16 protein-coding genes are annotated in these 15606 nt (G+C 65.5%); 9 read left to right on the plus strand and 7 right to left on the minus strand.

What is annotated here, in order from left to right:
• Window positions 1-34: 34 nt before the first annotated feature.
• Both FAZ69_RS02875 and FAZ69_RS02880 read right to left on the minus strand, forming a co-directional pair.
• Window positions 35-940 (minus strand): dihydrodipicolinate synthase family protein, encoded by a 906-nt coding sequence (locus FAZ69_RS02875; RefSeq protein ID WP_136892408.1) that lies wholly within the window; start codon window positions 938-940, stop codon window positions 35-37.
• A gap of 33 nt (window positions 941-973) precedes the next feature.
• A complete protein-coding gene (locus FAZ69_RS02880) occupies window positions 974-1189 on the minus strand; it encodes a hypothetical protein (RefSeq protein ID WP_136892409.1) in 216 nt (71 codons plus the stop codon).
• Here FAZ69_RS02880 and FAZ69_RS02885 point away from each other — a divergent pair.
• Genes FAZ69_RS02885 through FAZ69_RS02905 form a run of 5 tightly spaced genes read left to right on the plus strand, consistent with a single transcriptional unit; the run spans window position 1179 to window position 5710 of the window.
• Complete coding sequence (locus FAZ69_RS02885; protein WP_136892410.1) at window positions 1179-2135, plus strand: 4-hydroxyproline epimerase; 957 nt, start codon at window positions 1179-1181, stop codon at window positions 2133-2135. The two genes, FAZ69_RS02880 and FAZ69_RS02885, sit on opposite strands and share 11 nt — an antisense overlap.
• Entirely contained in the window at window positions 2132-3271 is a 1140-nt protein-coding gene (locus FAZ69_RS02890; protein WP_136892411.1) for an NAD(P)/FAD-dependent oxidoreductase, read from the plus strand. Before FAZ69_RS02885 ends, FAZ69_RS02890 begins: the two co-directional genes overlap by 4 nt.
• The gene (locus FAZ69_RS02895) at window positions 3264-3530 is read left to right on the plus strand and encodes a 2Fe-2S iron-sulfur cluster-binding protein (RefSeq protein ID WP_136892412.1); all 267 of its coding nucleotides are present in this window, start codon (window positions 3264-3266) and stop codon (window positions 3528-3530) included. The genes FAZ69_RS02890 and FAZ69_RS02895 overlap by 8 nt, the downstream gene beginning before the upstream one ends.
• Window positions 3530-4867 (plus strand): FAD-dependent oxidoreductase, encoded by a 1338-nt coding sequence (locus FAZ69_RS02900; protein ID WP_136892413.1) that lies wholly within the window; start codon window positions 3530-3532, stop codon window positions 4865-4867. The genes FAZ69_RS02895 and FAZ69_RS02900 overlap by 1 nt, the downstream gene beginning before the upstream one ends.
• 54 nt (window positions 4868-4921) lie before the next feature.
• Window positions 4922-5710, plus strand: coding sequence for an AraC family transcriptional regulator (locus tag FAZ69_RS02905; protein ID WP_136892414.1), 789 nt, complete (start codon window positions 4922-4924; stop codon window positions 5708-5710).
• An 18-nt stretch (window positions 5711-5728) separates the two neighbouring features.
• Here the strand turns inward: FAZ69_RS02905 and FAZ69_RS02910 are convergent, their stop codons facing one another.
• The gene (locus tag FAZ69_RS02910; protein WP_136892415.1) at window positions 5729-6490 is read right to left on the minus strand and encodes an SDR family oxidoreductase; all 762 of its coding nucleotides are present in this window, start codon (window positions 6488-6490) and stop codon (window positions 5729-5731) included.
• A gap of 537 nt (window positions 6491-7027) precedes the next feature.
• Here FAZ69_RS02910 and FAZ69_RS02915 point away from each other — a divergent pair.
• Both FAZ69_RS02915 and FAZ69_RS02920 read left to right on the plus strand, forming a co-directional pair.
• Window positions 7028-8311: a tetratricopeptide repeat protein gene (locus FAZ69_RS02915; RefSeq protein WP_136892416.1), complete on the plus strand. Its 1284-nt coding sequence runs from the start codon at window positions 7028-7030 to the stop codon at window positions 8309-8311.
• Window positions 8312-8430: 119 nt separating this feature from the next.
• On the plus strand, window positions 8431-9519 hold the full coding sequence (locus FAZ69_RS02920; protein WP_136892417.1) for a TAXI family TRAP transporter solute-binding subunit: 1089 nt from the start codon (window positions 8431-8433) through the stop codon (window positions 9517-9519).
• Between the two features lie 56 nt (window positions 9520-9575).
• Here FAZ69_RS02920 and FAZ69_RS02925 read toward each other — a convergent pair whose 3' ends face one another.
• Window positions 9576-9836, minus strand: coding sequence for a hypothetical protein (locus FAZ69_RS02925; RefSeq protein ID WP_136892418.1), 261 nt, complete (start codon window positions 9834-9836; stop codon window positions 9576-9578).
• 115 nt (window positions 9837-9951) lie between these two features.
• Window positions 9952-10290, minus strand: a complete 339-nt coding sequence (locus FAZ69_RS02930) for a hypothetical protein (protein WP_136892419.1) — start codon at window positions 10288-10290, stop codon at window positions 9952-9954.
• 244 nt (window positions 10291-10534) lie between these two features.
• Between FAZ69_RS02930 and queF the strand changes: the two genes are divergently transcribed.
• Together queF and FAZ69_RS02940 are read left to right on the plus strand one after the other, a co-directional pair.
• Complete coding sequence (gene queF / locus FAZ69_RS02935) at window positions 10535-11338, plus strand: NADPH-dependent 7-cyano-7-deazaguanine reductase QueF (RefSeq protein ID WP_136892420.1); 804 nt, start codon at window positions 10535-10537, stop codon at window positions 11336-11338.
• Window positions 11339-11476: 138 nt separating this feature from the next.
• Window positions 11477-11893, plus strand: coding sequence for a VUT family protein (locus FAZ69_RS02940; protein WP_255451496.1), 417 nt, complete (start codon window positions 11477-11479; stop codon window positions 11891-11893).
• 271 nt (window positions 11894-12164) lie between these two features.
• Here FAZ69_RS02940 and FAZ69_RS02945 read toward each other — a convergent pair whose 3' ends face one another.
• Window positions 12165-13343 (minus strand): porin, encoded by a 1179-nt coding sequence (locus tag FAZ69_RS02945; protein WP_136892422.1) that lies wholly within the window; start codon window positions 13341-13343, stop codon window positions 12165-12167.
• A gap of 72 nt (window positions 13344-13415) precedes the next feature.
• Window positions 13416-15308, minus strand: coding sequence for a bifunctional sugar phosphate isomerase/epimerase/4-hydroxyphenylpyruvate dioxygenase family protein (locus tag FAZ69_RS02950; RefSeq protein ID WP_136892423.1), 1893 nt, complete (start codon window positions 15306-15308; stop codon window positions 13416-13418).
• Window positions 15309-15606 lie beyond the last annotated feature (298 nt).

A 15606-nucleotide genomic window follows, 5' to 3' on the forward strand; every position in this document is an offset into this window, starting at 1 on the left:
GCACGCGCGGGCACACGTACCGCAGCGGCATGATTCAGAGCGAAGGCAGCGCCGGCCGCGTTTCGATCGCGTGCCGGATCAGCGTCTCCACGGCCTTGCGCTCAACGCCCTCGAGCGGCAGCCGCGGCAGGCGCACCGGCTCCGTGCCGAGGCCGACGATCGCCTCGGCGAGCTTGATGTTCTGCACGAGCTTGGCCGAGACATCGAGCGCCAGGAGCGGCGCGAACCAGCGGTAGATCTTGCGCGCTTCCTCAAGCCGCCCCGCCTTGACGAGCTTGTAGATCGCGACCGTCTCGCGCGGGAACGCGCAGACGAGCCCCGCCACCCAGCCGTGCGCGCCCATCAGCAGCGCTTCCATCGCGAGGTTGTCGACACCGCAGAAGATCGCATAGCGGTCGCCGACCGCGTTGATGAGGTCGGTGACGCGCCGCACGTCGCCGCACGACTCCTTGATCGCGACGATTTTCTTTTCGTCGGCGATCTCCGCGAACATGTCGGGCGTCATGTCGACGCCGTAGGCGAGCGGATTGTTGTAGATCATCAGCGGCAGCGGGCTGGCGTTCGCCACCGTGCGGAAGTGATGCAGCGTCTCGCGCCGGTCCGACAGATAGCGCAAGCCCGGCAGCACCATGTAGCCCGACGCGCCGCGCTGTGCGCCGCGCTCGACCTGGCGGCAGCCGTCGAGCGTGCTGTTCTCGGCGACCGTCAGCAGCACCGGCACCCGGCCGTGCGACGCATCGACGGCGAGGTCGAGCACTTCGAGCTTTTCGTCGAGCGAGAGTGTCGAGGCCTCGCCGAGCGAGCCGCACACGATGATGCCGTCCACGCCGGCCTCGATCTGTGCCTCGATGTTCTTCTTCGTCCACGCATGGTCTATGCTGAAATCCGCGTGGAACTTGGTCGTGACCGCGGGTAGTACGCCTTCCCAGATATGTGCCATTTCATGTCTCCTTTGTCGAACAGAGCCAGCGCTTCAGCGCTTACTCTGATCCCATGCAGAGCAAGCCAGGCCGATAAACGATTGAATCGCAGTGTAAGCATCGAAAATCGTGCCGTCTTGCGCCAATCGCGCGTGCCGGGTGACGATTTCGGCATAGCCGCGTGCGTCGGGATTTGTGCTGAAATCGTCATGCCGGGCGCGCAACGCCGCCAAGACGGCAGGCCGGCGCGTTCCTAACATGAGTCCCATGAAAACTGTCGACATCATCGATTCGCACACGGGCGGCGAGCCTACCCGCCTCGTCGTGTCCGGCGGCCCGGATCTCGGCCGCGGCCCGCTCGCCGAGCGGCTTGCCATCCTGCGTGAGCGTCACGACGCCTGGCGCGCGGGCATCGTGACCGAGCCGCGCGGCTCCGACGTCATCGTCGGCGCGCTGCTCTGCGAGCCGCACGATCCTTCCTGTGCCGCGGGCGTCATCTACTTCAACAATGTAGGCTACCTCGGCATGTGCGGGCACGGCACCATCGGCCTCGTCGTTTCGCTTGCGCACATGGGGCGGATCGCGCCCGGCCGCCACCGGATCGAGACGCCGGTCGGCATCGTCGAGGCGACGCTCAACGGCGATCGCAGCGTGTCGGTGCAGAACGTTCCCGCGTATCGCTACCGGCAAGCCGTGACGGTCGAGGTGCCGGGGCATGGGTCGTTGACCGGCGATATCGCCTGGGGCGGCAATTGGTTCTTTCTCGTCTCCGAGCATGGACGCACGCTGGCGCCGGCGAATATCGCGGAATTGACCGCATTCACGTCGACGGTGCGCGACGCATTGATCTCGCAGCGCATCACGGGTGCGGATGGCGCATTGATCGACCATATCGAACTGTTCGGCCCCGGCTCGCGAGCCGGCGTCGACAGCCGCAGCTTCGTGCTGTGCCCCGGCAATGCATACGACCGCTCGCCGTGCGGCACCGGCACGAGCGCAAAGCTCGCCTGTCTCGCGGCGGACGGCAAGCTCGCCTCGGGCGAGGCGTGGCGGCAGGAGAGCATCATCGGCAGCGTGTTCGAAGCGCGCTATGCCGAGGGCGAACGCGCCGGCACGATCGTGCCGACCATCACCGGACACGCGCACATCATGGCGGAAGGGCGCTTGTGCTTCGATGCGCAAGATCCGTTCGCCTGGGGCATTCCCAGCGCATGACGGCCGATGTCGTGATCGTCGGCGCGGGGATCGTCGGCGCGGCCTGCGCGGCGGAGCTGGCCGCGCGCGGCATGACGGTGGATGTGCTCGACGCGGGCGGCATCGGCGGCGGCGCGACGGCCGCCGGCATGGGCCATCTGGTCGTGATGAACGATTCCCCTGCGGAGCTGGCGCTCTCGCGCTACTCGCGCGACTTGTGGCTCGAGCTTGCGCCGAGGCTGCGTGCTCGCGACGCGTTTTCGCGCTGCGGCACGCTCTGGGTCGCTGCCGATGACGAGGAATTCGAGGCCGCGCGCGCGATGCATGCCACGTTCTCGGCGCAGCAGGTTGCCGCTCAGTTGATCGATGCCGGCGAACTGCGGCGTTGCGAGCCGGCACTTGCGCCGGCGCTCGCCGGGGGATTGCTTGTCGAGCACGACAGCATCGTCTACGCGCCCGCTGCAGCCGTTTGGTTGCTCACGCAATCGTCCGGCGCGCAGCGGATTCACGTGCATCCTGCGCACGACGTTGTAGCCGTCGAGGCCACTCACGCGACGCTGGCCGACGGCAGGCGCATGAACGCCGCGCATATCGTGGTTGCGAACGGCATGGGCGCGCGGCGTCTCGTGCCTGCGTTGCCGATGCGGCCTAAAAAAGGACATTTGCTGATTACGGATCGCTATCCCGGGATCATTCGGCATCAGCTGCTCGAACTCGGCTACATCAAGAGCGCGCACCATGCGGCGGGCATTTCGGTCGCGTTCAATGCGCAACCGCGCCCAACCGGGCAACTCTTGATCGGCTCCTCGCGCCAGTTCGATACGATCGATCCCGCAGTCGACATGCCCGTGCTTGCCCGCATGCTCAAGCGTGCGGCGCGCTATCTGCCGATGCTGCCGGAACTGCACGGTCTGCGCGCCTGGACCGGTTTTCGCGCGGCGACGCCGGACGGCCTGCCGCTCATCGGCCCGGCCGGCGCGGCGGCGCCGGGCGTATGGCTCGCGACGGGGCACGAGGGCCTCGGCGTGACGACCTCGCTCGCGACGGCCAAGCTGCTTGCGGCCCAATTGACCGGGACGCAGGCTGCGATTCCGCTCGAACCTTATCTGCCGGAGCGCTTTTCCATCGGGTCGGTTTCGGGGGCGTGCCATGCGTGAGGCGAATCGCGAACCCGTCAGCGTGACCGTCGACGGACACCCGTTGCAGGTGCCGGAATATGCGACGGTGGCGGCGGCGCTCGTCCTCGCGGGCGGCATCCGCGGCACGCGTCTCTCGGCGAACGGCGAGCCGCGCACTATGGTTTGTGGCATGGGCGTGTGCCAGGAGTGCCGGGTGACGGTCGACGGCCGCGCCCACGTGCTTGCGTGCCAGACCGTTTGCCGCGACGGCATGACGATCGAGACAGGGGCCGTGTGATGGCCATCGGCTATGACATCGTGATCGCCGGCGCGGGGCCGGCGGGGTTGAGCGCGGCGCTCGCGGCGGCGGCTGGCGGCGCACGGATCGCGGTGCTCGACGACAACCCGCGGGCCGGCGGCCAGGTCTGGCGGCAGGGGCCGGGGCGGCGCGCGGCGCGTCCGCTTGCCGATGCGCTTGCAGCGTTGCGTGCTTTTCCGCACGTGACGATTTACAACTCGACGCGCGTGATCGCAGCGTTGCCTGGGCGCGCTTTGTTGATCGAGACGCCGGACAAGGGCGGCGTCACGCTGGCTTTCGATCGCCTCGTCATCGCGACCGGCGCGCGCGAGCGCCTGTTGCCGTTTTCGGGCTGGACGCTGCCCGGCGTGACCGGCGCGGGCGGCTTGCAGGCGCTGATCAAGGGCGGCGTGGCGGTGCGCGGCGAACGCATCGTGATCGCGGGCAGCGGGCCGTTGCTGATGGCGACGCTCGCTACCGCGCGCGAGGCCGGCGCACAGGTGATCGCGGTTGTCGAGCAGGCGAGTGCGGCGGCGGTTGCGCGTTTCGGCATGGCGCTTGCCGCGACGCCCGGGAAGCTGTGGCAGGCTGCGCGTTTGACGCGAGGTTTTGCCGGTCTGCGCTATTGGACCGGCGGCGTCGTGCGCGAAGTGCGCGGCACAGGGCGCGTCGAGGCGGTCGTGATCCGGCGCGGCACGCACGATGTGACGCTTGATTGCGAGCGCGTAGCCTGCGGCTACGGCCTGCTTCCGAACGTGACGCTCGCTCACGCGCTCGGCTGCGAGCTGGCGGATGGAGCGATTGTGGTCGACGACATGCAGCGTACGTCGGTCGACGGAATCTTTGCGGCGGGCGAATGCACGGGCGTCGGCGGGATGGAGCTGGCGCGCGCAGAAGGCGAGATTGCAGGGCTCGCCGCGAGCGGTGCGCGGATTCCATCCGCACTGTTGCGCACGCGCACCCGCTGGGCACGCTTCGCCGGCCGTGTGGAAACGGCCTTCGCGCTCTCGGCTGCCGCCTGCGAGCGGCCGAGCGCCGACACGCTCCTGTGCCGCTGTGAGGACGTGACGTTCGGCGAGGTCGCGGCCCACGCGAGCTGGCGCGACGCGAAGCTGCACACGCGCTGCGGCATGGGCGCGTGCCAGGGACGCACGTGCGGCGCGGCGGCGCACATGTACTTCGGCGGGGCCACCAATGGCGGGGCCACCAATGGCGGGGCCACCAATGGCGGGGCCGCTTGCGGCTGGGATGCGCCGCCGCCGCGTCCGCCGTTCAGTCCCGCGAAGATCGCCACGCTGATGGCAGCCGCTCCGGATGACGACCCCGCAGCCCTATAATCGATCGCACCTTCACAGCGCAGCGGTTGCGCTGCGCCACCCGGCCACTCGACCATGAACACGCAGGCTTTCGCGCCGAACGTCTCCCTCGACCTGCCGCCCGCGCCCGCGGCGGCCACGCTTGCCGGCATGCTTGCGCATTACGCGATGCTCGAGCCCGTGTTCGACGCGCTGCCCGACGTGGTGTTCTTCGTGAAGGACCGCGAGGCGCGCTACGTGCTCGTGAACCGCACGCTGGCGCGGCGCTGTGGCTGCAAGGAGAAAAGCGAGCTGCTCGGCAAGACCGCGGAAGACGTTTTCCCGCGCCGCTTCGGCAGCGTCTACACGGCGCAGGACCAGGCGATCATCGGCGCGGGCAATCCGATGCTCGACCAGCTCGAGCTGCATCTCTACCCCGGCCGCCAGCCCGGCTGGTGCCTGACGACCAAGGTGCCGCTGCGCGGCGAGTCGGGCGGCATCGTGGGACTTTCCGGCATCTCGCGCGATCTCAAGGCCGACGAAGGCACGCATCCGGCCTATAGCCGCCTGGCGGCGGTCGTGCAATACATCCAGGACAACTACGTGCAGCCGCTGAACTTGAAGCAGCTTGCGGAGATGGCGGATATGTCGGTGGCTCAGCTTGAGCGCTACTTTCACAAGGTGTTTCACCTGACGCCGCGCCAGGTGCTGCTCAAGACCCGGCTCGATGCGGCCACGGCGCTGCTCGTCTCGAACGACAAGGTGACCGACGTCGCCGCGCTCTGCGGCTATACCGACCACAGTGCGTTTACGCGGCAGTTCAAGGCGACGGTAGGCGTCACGCCGACCGAGTATCGGATGCTGCTGAACGGCGCGCCGCGCTGAAGGCGCTTCTCCCGCGTTTCAACCCCGCCCGACATACGGCATCTTGCTTGCCATGATCGTCATGAACTGCACGTTTGCTTCGAGCGGCAGTTCGGCCATGTGCAGCACCGCGGCAGCCACGTGCTCGACGTTCATCGTCGGCTCGGGCACGATCTCGCCGTTGGCTTGCGGCACGCCTTTCGCCATGCGCTCCGTCATATCGGTGGCGGCGTTGCCGATGTCGATCTGGCCGCAGACGATGTCGTACTTGCGGCCATCGAGCGAGGTCGATTTGGTGAGGCCCGTGATGGCGTGCTTGGTCGCCGTGTAGGCGATGCTGAAGGGGCGGGGCGCGTGCGCCGAAATCGAGCCGTTGTTGATGATGCGTCCGCCGCGTGGCGCTTGCGATTTCATCATCGCGAAGGCCTCGCGCGTGCAGAGGAACGCGCCGGTCAGGTTGGTGTCGACGACCGCGCGCCAGTCGCCCACGCCGAGCTGATCGATCTCGACGGGCGGCGCGTTGCGGCCGGCGTTGTTGAAGAGCAGATCGAGCCGTCCGTAGCGCTGCCGCGTGGCGTCGAACAGCGCGGCGACGCTTGCCGCATCGGTGATGTCGGCGGCGACGGCCAGCGCGTCCTCGCCGCGCTGGCGGGCGGCGTCGGCGAGTGCATCGAGCGCCGCCTGGTTGCGCGCGGCCAGCACGACGCGGTATCCGTGCGACAGCAGCTTGAGCGCGACGGCGCGCCCGATGCCGGCGCTTGCGCCCGTGATCAAGGCGACCTTTCCTGTTGCAGGGCTCATCGAATGTCTTCCTGTGGTGGATCCGCTGCGGATGGCTTGGCATCTTAGCCGAAGGCAGATGTTTTCGTCGTTTGATGAGGAATGAGCGGTGCGGATGCAGTGGGCGTCGCCGGCAAGAACGCGCTAAGCGGTGTCGCGGTTTTGGCAACACACCGTGAGTATCGTGCGTCGTTCAGACAGTCGCATTCACCGGGCATGTCGATCGGCTTCGCTTCTGGCGGGCCGCGAAGTGTGATGCGGAAGCTGGAATTGATGCGAGGAAACCACGCGGTAATTAATATTTCGGATCGCGAATCAATAGGCGGAATCGTGCTGCCATCATGGCGGATCGATGCTAGCCGCAAGCCCGGCGCTTGCTTGACGCACGCCACCAAGTGACACATATTAGTTTGCAAATTCGTGACCCCCTTCGTCGTCTTTTCCTCGTCGACGAAGCGCGTTGGAAGCTTGGTTCCGTTGGCAGCTTAGTCCTTTGAGCGCAGCAGCCGCGATGTCGGAGCGACGTGCCCCATCGCGTATTCATCCAAGGGTCCGGCGATGTCTAGCCTATCCACTCCCGATGCCGATTTCCCCGTCGCGTGCCGACGCTGCGGCGGATTGTTGACCGAACCCATTTCCTTCTGTCCGCATTGCGGTGCAACGGCGCGGGTCGCGCTGGGGACCGGCTCGGCTGCCGCCGCCAGCGCTTCTGCGAGTCCGGCGGCCGCTGCGCCAGCGTCGCCCGGCAAGGCGTTGCCGCGAGTCGAACTCGCGGGGACGCCACGGCCGGTGCCGCTGTTCGCCGCAGCGGGCATGTCGCCCTCGCCGATACCCGACGGCGCCCGGCATTGGGGCTTGAGCCACGGCGCCGGGTGGACGCTGGCGGCGTTCGCGGTGCTGTTCGGCGGCTTCGTGCTGCTGCGCCAGTTCAACAGCCCGGAGACGCGCATCGAAGAGATGATGTCGCGCACGGTGGTGGGTTCGGTGACGCCCGGCTTGGAGCTCCCGGCTTCGGCGAGCGCAACGCCTGCCGCGCCTTTGCGACCCGCTTCCGTTGCGCCTCCTGCGGCTGCGACGGGCCAACAGCGCAATGCGGCGCTCCATGGGGCGCCGGCGCTTAGCGCGCAGGCGGCTCAGGAACAAGCCCAGCTTCAGGCGCAGGCCGCAGCGAAAATGCAAGCACAGGCGCAGGCGCAAGCACAGGCGAAACTGCAGGCTCAAGCGCAGGCGAGGTCGCAGGCACAGGCTCAAGCCCAGGCGAAGCTGCAGGCCCAAGCGCAAGCAAAACTGCGGGCCCAGGCGAGGGCCGCTGCGGAGCCCGCGCTACCGGCGCTTCCGCCGCTGCTGTCGCGTGCACCCGTCGCGGCGCAGGCGCCTGCGCCCGCCAAAACGCCTGTACTGGCTCCCACCCCGACAACCATTCCGGCAGCCGCTCAAACGACGGCGTCCGCCGCGGCGCCCGATTCGACCGATCGCCACGGCAAGGCGCCCCCGCGTGACCTTCAGTCGATCCAGGCAAATCTGCAAAAGAACGACCTCACCGATGCGCACGCCGCGTTGAGCGAGGTGCTCGCCGCGCAGCCGGACAACGGCGACGCGCAGCGCATGCGCCAGGAACTGCAGGCGCGCGAGCAGGCGCGCGACGCAGCGCTGCGCGTGGCGCGCGGTTGCGCGCAACAGGGCCTGTGGACCTGCGTCTGGCACAACGCGGGCGATGCGCTCGCAGCCGACTCCGGCAGCGCCGAGGCGAAATCGCTCATTGCGCGTTCGATTCGCGAATCGGGCTGGGGCAAGGCCTCGCAGGCTCCGGCTCCCGCTCCCGAGCAGACGAACAGTCAGTGACGCACGATGCGCCGACGGAAATCAGAAGCGTGCGCCGCACTGGCGCACAACGATGAGGGCAGCCCGGCACGTCAGGCGCGTGCTGCGCGCGGGAAGTCAACCAAACCAACAGGTGCACCATGATCAGGACGATAGCGGCGGGGTTGGGGACCATGGCGCTGGCGTTGCTCGCAACGCTCGCATTGACGGGGCAGGCGCGCGCCGAGGCGCACTACAAGATCGTCACGGGGCAGGAGAGGGGCACCTATATCCAGATCGGGGCCGATCTCGCCAAATATGTCGCCGCGCCGGCGGGCATCGATCTCGAGGTGCTGCCGTCGAAAGGCTCGGCGGAGAACGTGCAGCGCATGCGCTATGAGCCGGGCGTCAAGCTCGCGCTCGTGCAGTCGGACGTGTACCAGGCCTTTGTCGACATGGCGGACGCCGGCAACGACGAGGCCGGCGCGATCATTCGTCCGCTGCGGCTCATCATGCCGCTCTACGACGAGGAGATCTATTTCGTCGTGCGCTCCGATTCGCCGATGAACGCCATCCAGGACATCAAGGGCAAGACCATCAGCGTCGGGCTACTCGGCAGCGGCACGGCCCAATCGGCGACGACGCTTTATCGCCTGATGTTCGGCCGCCCGATCGACGACGCGAACGTGCAGCACTTGAGCAATGAAGACGCGCTGGCGCAGTTGATCGCCAAGCAGATCGACGTGGCGATCGTCGTCGCCGGCCAGCCGGCGAAGCTGTTCACCGACATGAACCCGGAACTGCTCTCGCAGATCAAGTTCCTCAAGCTCGATCCGAACGCGCCTGAGACGGCGCGCGCCAAGCAGACGTATTTCCCCGCCGTGATACACCAGAGCAGCTATCCGAACTGGTTGAAGGAAGATGTGCCGACGTGGACCGTCAAGGCCTATCTGGTCACCTACGACTATGGCTTGCGCGACACGGTCGGCAACCTGAACCGTTTCGCCGAATCGCTGTGCACGCACTTCGACGACCTGCAGGCGCACGGGCATCCGAAGTGGAAGGAGGTCAAGCTGGAATTGCCGCCGCTGAGCTCGGGCTGGAAGTACTACCCGCCGATGGAGCGGCGCTTGCGGGCGTGTCTCACGCGCAGGGCCGCAGCGGAGCGGCAACGCCCGCGTCCGGTGGCGGAGGACAAGCCGAAGCCGACGTGTTCGTCGGAAGAGCAGTTGCTGCTGCTGTGCAAGTAGGGGCGATGCGGAATCGAGGACGCGTTAGCGAGCCCGTCGGCTGATGCAGGTCACGCTCAGGCGACGCCCAGCCCGCGCAGAATCGCATTGCCTTGCGGCGTCAGCTGGAAACGCTGGGTGCCGGGTGCGCTCGTGACGACCTCGACGAGGCCGGCTTCCTCGAGCATCGGGATTTCCGGCTTGGCGTTGACGTCGATGGGCGCATGCAGCAGGAGCAGCAGCGTGGCGAGCTCGTGATGGCTCAAGAGCCGCCGCAAAATGTGCGGCTGCTTGGCAGGCGGGCCTGCGCGATCCGGCTGGCGGTTCAGCTCGTTCATTCTCGTATTCCTATCGCTAGATTTTGCTTGGCGATGATCGTCAAGAAAAATTAAACGATTCTTAAATCGGCCCGCGAACCCGTTTTTTCACCCCCCGGCGCTGGCTTACAGCCGTTTACGGCGCGCAGGTCTTGCTTGCCCCTTCGAGCCACAGGTTCGACACGTGGCGCTGGCCCGGATAGAAGCGATACCACGTCTGGCCGTTGTCGCTGCGCACCTTGACCACATTGGAATCGCCGAACTCGAGCATCGTGCCTTGCGGAATCGGCGTGGATTTGAAGCTGACGCCGTGCTTGGCCGCGTCTTGCGTCAGGCATGCGACGACATCATTGACCGAGCGGTCGGTCGCATGATCGATCTCCGGCTCGCCGGAATCCGGGTTGCTCTGGAACATGGCGCACCCCGCGACGAGCAACGGGATCGATACGGCTGCGGCGATGGCGAGTCTGTTCATGGACGTGGGGTGCTCCGGAAGGACTGACCTCGCGTGCGGCGACGGATCGCGGCGCGCGATACAAAAGCCGCCATTAGATCACATCGACGCGAGCTGCCCAGCGGGCCGGCGCCTCGTCCCCTAATAACGTTGATGGGTTCTGGCGCGATCTCCGGTTGCGCTAGATTGCAAATCCGCGACAGCTCTCCCAAGCTTTTCGGCCCTGATTGGCAGCGCCATCGATTGACCAAATGTAAGGAAATATATGGAACTGGGCAAGACTTCCGTTTACGAGTCTAAATACAACCCCGAAAGGCTGTTTGCGATACCGCGCAGGCCGAAGCGAGAAGAGCTGGGCATTACCGGGGAATTATTGCCATTCGTCGGATACGATTTATGGAACCACTACGAAGTATCGTGGCTCGACCAGCGCGGCAAGCCGCAGGTGGCGACCGCGCAAATCGCCTACCCCTGCGATTCGGAATTCATCATCGAATCGAAATCGATGAAGCTTTACTTCAATAGCCTGAACAACACCCGTTTCGAGAGTATCGATGTCCTGCGAGACACCATTGCGGCCGATTTGTCTTCGCGCTTGAAGGCGAATGTCTCGGTCGTCGTCAATCCGCTGCAAGACCAGATGCATAGGATTATTTCGCCGCTGGAGGGTGTTTGCATCGATGACGCCGAGATCGACGTCGAGGATTTCGCTCTCAACCCGCAATACCTGGAAACGGAGCGCTGGCAAGCGGAAGAAATGCTGTATTCGAATCTGCTGAAATCCAATTGCCTGGTGACCGGGCAGCCGGATTGGGGAAGCGTCTGGATCAAGTACCGGGGAAAGAAGATATCCAGGGAGGGGTTGCTCCGCTATATCGTCTCGTTTCGCGAGCATCACGAGTTTCACGAGCAATGCGTGGAAAGAATATTCGTCGACATCATGCGGATGTGCGAGCCGGCAAGCCTGACCGTCGGGGCGAGATACACGCGCCGTGGCGGGATCGACATCAATCCCGTCAGGTCCACGCAAAACCAGAAAATCGCCAATCCTCGGTTGATCCGCCAATGAATACTACTGCAGCGACACATGATTCTTTTCGTATGCTTTCTCATGACGTCGAATATGACCGCCTTTCAGTTGTCGGAGGTGGTGTTGCCGTCGAGGATTTTCGGCGATGCCGTGTGAATTCAATTCCCCGCCGCGCTCATTCTGTTTCCGGCAACGTACGCGTTCAGCACGATCTTGACCGAAGTGTATGGGTTTCACGTGAGCCGCCTTGCCATATGGGGCGGCCTCGTGGCGAATTCGCTGGTGGTGCTGGGCGTCTGGCTGGTTTCGCTGTTGCCGACTTCGCCTACACACGCTGGGATTGGCGCACAGGCATATGAGGCGCTCTTTTCCGGGTATGTGAGAGCATTTGTCGCTTCTTCCATTGCCTATTTTTGTATTTTGTTTTGGGGCGTGTTGAGCGCGAAGGAAATACTGATGATCGTCGTCAAATTCCTGTACGAGCTCGTTTTGCTGCCGCTCGTCATGCGCGCTGCGAGGTATCTGAAGCAGAGAGACGAAATCGATTACTACGACGTGAATACGAGGTTCAATCCGTTTTCGCTTGCGGAGTGAGAGGTCGGCATTCGATCGGCCGCACCAAGGAGGAGCAGATGACGAATACCGGCCCTGTTTCGCTATCGGCGCGATCGCGCGATGCCTGGGACTTCGCGAAAGCGCTCGCGCACACTTGGCGGGTAAGGCTCGCACCGTTGCATTCGCCGCATGTGCGGAACCTTGCGTTTGCGCGAGCCGCGTCCGGCACAGGCGAGATGCCTTGCCACCCCCTTGCGCATGCGTTGCGACAGGGCGTCGAGCAACGGCCGCCTGTCGTCGCACGATGTGCTTAGAACGTAACGGCGACCCCGAACATCGCGACGAACTGCCCCTGCGTGGACGACCACGTCGAGCTTTGCGAATCGCCGACATCGGGCGCCGCCGCAATGATGTTGCCCGCGCCCGACTTGCCGAGCGTATTGCCGCTCGCATGCTGGTAGGCCTGCGTCGAATAGAGCGTGGTGCGCTTCGACAGGCGGTAGGACTCGCGCAGCGAATACTGCTCGTAGCGCGCCGCGCTCGTGATGCCGTTGGCCTTCGACGCCGCCGTGTACGAGAACCCGCCGGCGACATCGAACGCGGGCGTGAAGCGATAGTCGGCGAGCGCGGCGTAGGTGTTGAAGACGGCGGTGTTCTTGAACAGCGAAAAGCCGCCCGGCAGATACTGGACGTTCGAATAGCTCAGGCCGAGCGTCAGGTTCCCGAGCGTGTAGTTGCCGGCGGTCGCGATGTGCTGGACCGCCTTGGCCGACACATAGCCCTGGTTTACCGCCGAGGTGCTGAACGATGCCGTGGCGGCGGTATCGAAGCTGCTCGTGAGGCCCGTGTTGTTCATCCGCAGATAGCCGGCGCCGAGACTCAGCGGGCCGTTCGCGTAGCTCACCGCGCCGCTCCACGTCTGGCCTTTGCCCATGCTGCCCGCGATGCCGCTGAATGCATACATCATGCTCGCGGTGAGGCCGTAGTAGTTGGGCGACGTGTACGTCACCGAGTTGTTGATGCGGATCGTGGTGTCGAGCCCGTCGATGTCGCCGGGGTGCGCGCCGGTTGCGCCGGTGAGCCAGTTGCTGCCCGTGAGCGGTCCCACCATCAGGTAATACGGGGTGTACTGGCGGCCGGCCGTGACCGTGCCGTACCGCGTGTTCTGCAACCCCACGTACGATTGGCGGTTGAAGATGAGGCCGGAGGTCGAGGCCGCGCCCGTGTTCAGATCGAAGCCGGCCTGCAAGTCGAAGATCGCCTTCGTGCCGCCGCCCAGGTCCTCCGAGCCGCGGAAGCCGAACTTCGATGCATAGAGGTTGCCCTGTCGCAGGTAGACGTTCGAGCTGCCTTTCTGATTGTTGACGTAGGTGATGGCGTCATCCACCACCCCGTACAGCGTGACGCTGCTTTGCGCCCATGCTGGGACCGTCGCGAGGGCCGCGCCGGCGGCAAACAGTGTTTTCTTGAGCGTGAAGCTGGATTTCATCCAAAGATCTCCTGATTGGTACGTTGACGTTGCGGAATTGTTTTAGTGGGCTACAGAGGGGCTGCTGGCGATTCACTTGCGTTGCTGGGCTTGCGCGGCGAGACGGACGGCCGCATTGATCGCGCCGTAGCCGTCGTAGCCGCCGCGGCGCTCGACGATCTCGAACGAGAAGCGCCGTCCGATGCGCTCGGTATAGGCATGGAAAAACTCGCCGCCGCGCTCGTCGCGGTCGTACAGGATGTGTTTCTCGGCCAGCGCGTCGATCAAGTCGTCGGGCAGCGCGTAGCGGGCCGCGAGGTCGTCGTAGTAGTTGCGCGGGATGCGCAGGAACGGCACGCCGTCGGCGACGAACTGCTCGATCGCGCCGAAGATATCGCCGGTGCGGAACGCGACGTGGTTCAGGCCCGAGCCGTGGTAGGTGTCGAGCGCGTCGGCCACAGCGGTGTGGCGGTCCGCCGACGCGTTCAGCGCAATGCGCACCGAGCCGTCGCGGCTGCGCACCGCGCGGCTGCGCACGAGCCCGTACGGGTCGGGCACGACCCAGCTCGGCTCGGCGTCGAAGCCGAACGCGGTTTTGAAGAACAGGATCCAGGTGTCGAGCGCGTCGGCCGGCAGCGAGAGGCAGACGTGGTCGATGCCGTCGAGCGGGCCCACTTCCGCGGGGCCGTTCATGTCGGTCAGCACGAAGTCCGATTCATAGAGCGTCGGGGCGTCCGGCGCTTCGTCGACGAAGTATTCGAGGCTGCCGTCGGGCGCCTGCACGCTCGGCAGCACGCGCTCGTTCGGCCCCACGCGGCCCGAGAACGGCGTGTAGCCGAAGCCCGCGGCGCGCTCGAAGGCCACCTTCGCGTCGTCGACGCGGAACGCCGACGCGCACAGCGACAAGCCGTGCTGCTGGTAGAACGCGTCGGCGAACGAGTCGCGCTCGGCGTTCAGCACGATCGACGCGGCGCCGTGCTGGTAGAGCGTGGCGTCCTTCGAGCGATGCTTCCCCGCGAGGCGGAAGCTGAGCTTGCCGAGCCAGTCGGCGACTTGCGCGCCGGTCGTTGCATCGACGGCGAATTCGAGGAACTGGAAGCCGACGTGCGCGGGCGGGGCGGGCGGCGTGAACAGCGGCTGTGAGGCGCGGCGAGCCGCGCGTTCCCGCTCCATCAGCGCGCGCGTCTGCTCCTCGAGATAGAGAAGCGAGCGATAGCCGTCCTTCGCGGTGGTGGCGGTCTGCGCGGCGCGGAACCCGTCATTGAAAATTTCGAGCGACAGCGGCCCCGTGAAGCCCGCTTCGATCACGCGCGCGGTGAAGCGGGCGAGGTCGAAATCGCCCTGGCCCGGGAAGCAACGGTAGTGGCGGCTCCATTCGAGCACGTCCATCGCGAGCTTGGGCGCGTCGGCGATCTGCACGAAGGCGATGCGCTCGCCGGGAATCGACGCGATCTCGTCGACCGGATCGTTCAGCGACAGCGTGTGGAAGCTGTCGAGCGCGAGCCCGAGGTTCGGGTGATTCACGGCGTCGACGAGGCGCCACGCATGGCGGTACGAATGCACGTGCCGTCCCCACGCCAGCGCTTCGTAAGCCGCGACCACGCCCGCCTGCTGCGCCGCGCGCGCCAGCGCGCCGAGCTGGTCGACGATCAGCGCATCGTCGGCGATTGTCTCCGGCGACACGTTGCTGCACACCAGAATGCGATCGCAACCCAATTCGTGCATCAGGTCGAACTTGCGCTTGACGCGCTCCAGATTGCGCGAAAGGCGCTCGGCGCTCACGCCCTCGAAGTCGCGAAACGGCTGGAACAGCACGATCTTCAGGCCGAGGTCCTCGGCCATGCGGCGGACTTCGGCGGGCGAGCCGTCGAAGTAGAGCAGGTCGTTCTCGAAGATTTCGACGCCGTCGAAGCCCGCCTGCCGGATGGCGGCCAGCTTCTCGGCGAGTGTCCCGCTGATGGACACGGTGGCAATCGAACGCTGCATGGTGAGGCTCCTATGTCGGCCAGAGTTAGTGCAGAGCACTTACTCTGGCCCCATGGCTGGCTAAGGCTGGAAATCGCACCGGGCGAAACGGGACGTTCGATGGAAATGAACTATCTGATCCCAATCTAATTCCGCACCAAGCCAATCCAGATCAATGAATTTGCGTGTATTGTACAAACTAACTAGACCGTACAAATTCTGGAAAACCCCAAAAGACGCGACGAGAAGACGCAGGCAAAATCCGCCTCACGATGGTCGAGAGCGCAGTCTTCCAATCGCGCCCTCATTGACGGAGTTG

The organism is Trinickia terrae (assembly GCF_005144415.1).
GTDB classification, from domain to species: Bacteria; Pseudomonadota; Gammaproteobacteria; order Burkholderiales; family Burkholderiaceae; genus Trinickia_A; species Trinickia_A terrae.

Excerpts from the sequence above, each read along its gene's own strand:
- FAZ69_RS02875 (WP_136892408.1), bottom strand. The coding sequence starts at position 940 with ATGGCACATATCTGGGAAGGCGTACTACCCGCGGTCACGACCAAGTTC.
- FAZ69_RS02905 (WP_136892414.1), top strand. The coding sequence starts at position 4,922 with ATGAACACGCAGGCTTTCGCGCCGAACGTCTCCCTCGACCTGCCGCCC.
- FAZ69_RS02895 (WP_136892412.1), top strand. The coding sequence starts at position 3,264 with ATGCGTGAGGCGAATCGCGAACCCGTCAGCGTGACCGTCGACGGACAC.
- FAZ69_RS02945 (WP_136892422.1), bottom strand. The coding sequence starts at position 13,343 with ATGAAATCCAGCTTCACGCTCAAGAAAACACTGTTTGCCGCCGGCGCG.
- FAZ69_RS02890 (WP_136892411.1), top strand. The coding sequence starts at position 2,132 with ATGACGGCCGATGTCGTGATCGTCGGCGCGGGGATCGTCGGCGCGGCC.
- FAZ69_RS02925 (WP_136892418.1), bottom strand. The coding sequence starts at position 9,836 with ATGAACGAGCTGAACCGCCAGCCGGATCGCGCAGGCCCGCCTGCCAAG.
- FAZ69_RS02930 (WP_136892419.1), bottom strand. The coding sequence starts at position 10,290 with ATGAACAGACTCGCCATCGCCGCAGCCGTATCGATCCCGTTGCTCGTC.
- FAZ69_RS02880 (WP_136892409.1), bottom strand. The coding sequence starts at position 1,189 with ATGGGACTCATGTTAGGAACGCGCCGGCCTGCCGTCTTGGCGGCGTTG.
- FAZ69_RS02910 (WP_136892415.1), bottom strand. The coding sequence starts at position 6,490 with ATGAGCCCTGCAACAGGAAAGGTCGCCTTGATCACGGGCGCAAGCGCC.
- FAZ69_RS02950 (WP_136892423.1), bottom strand. The coding sequence starts at position 15,308 with ATGCAGCGTTCGATTGCCACCGTGTCCATCAGCGGGACACTCGCCGAG.
- queF (WP_136892420.1), top strand. The coding sequence starts at position 10,535 with ATGGAACTGGGCAAGACTTCCGTTTACGAGTCTAAATACAACCCCGAA.
- FAZ69_RS02915 (WP_136892416.1), top strand. The coding sequence starts at position 7,028 with ATGTCTAGCCTATCCACTCCCGATGCCGATTTCCCCGTCGCGTGCCGA.
- FAZ69_RS02900 (WP_136892413.1), top strand. The coding sequence starts at position 3,530 with ATGGCCATCGGCTATGACATCGTGATCGCCGGCGCGGGGCCGGCGGGG.
- FAZ69_RS02920 (WP_136892417.1), top strand. The coding sequence starts at position 8,431 with ATGATCAGGACGATAGCGGCGGGGTTGGGGACCATGGCGCTGGCGTTG.
- FAZ69_RS02885 (WP_136892410.1), top strand. The coding sequence starts at position 1,179 with ATGAGTCCCATGAAAACTGTCGACATCATCGATTCGCACACGGGCGGC.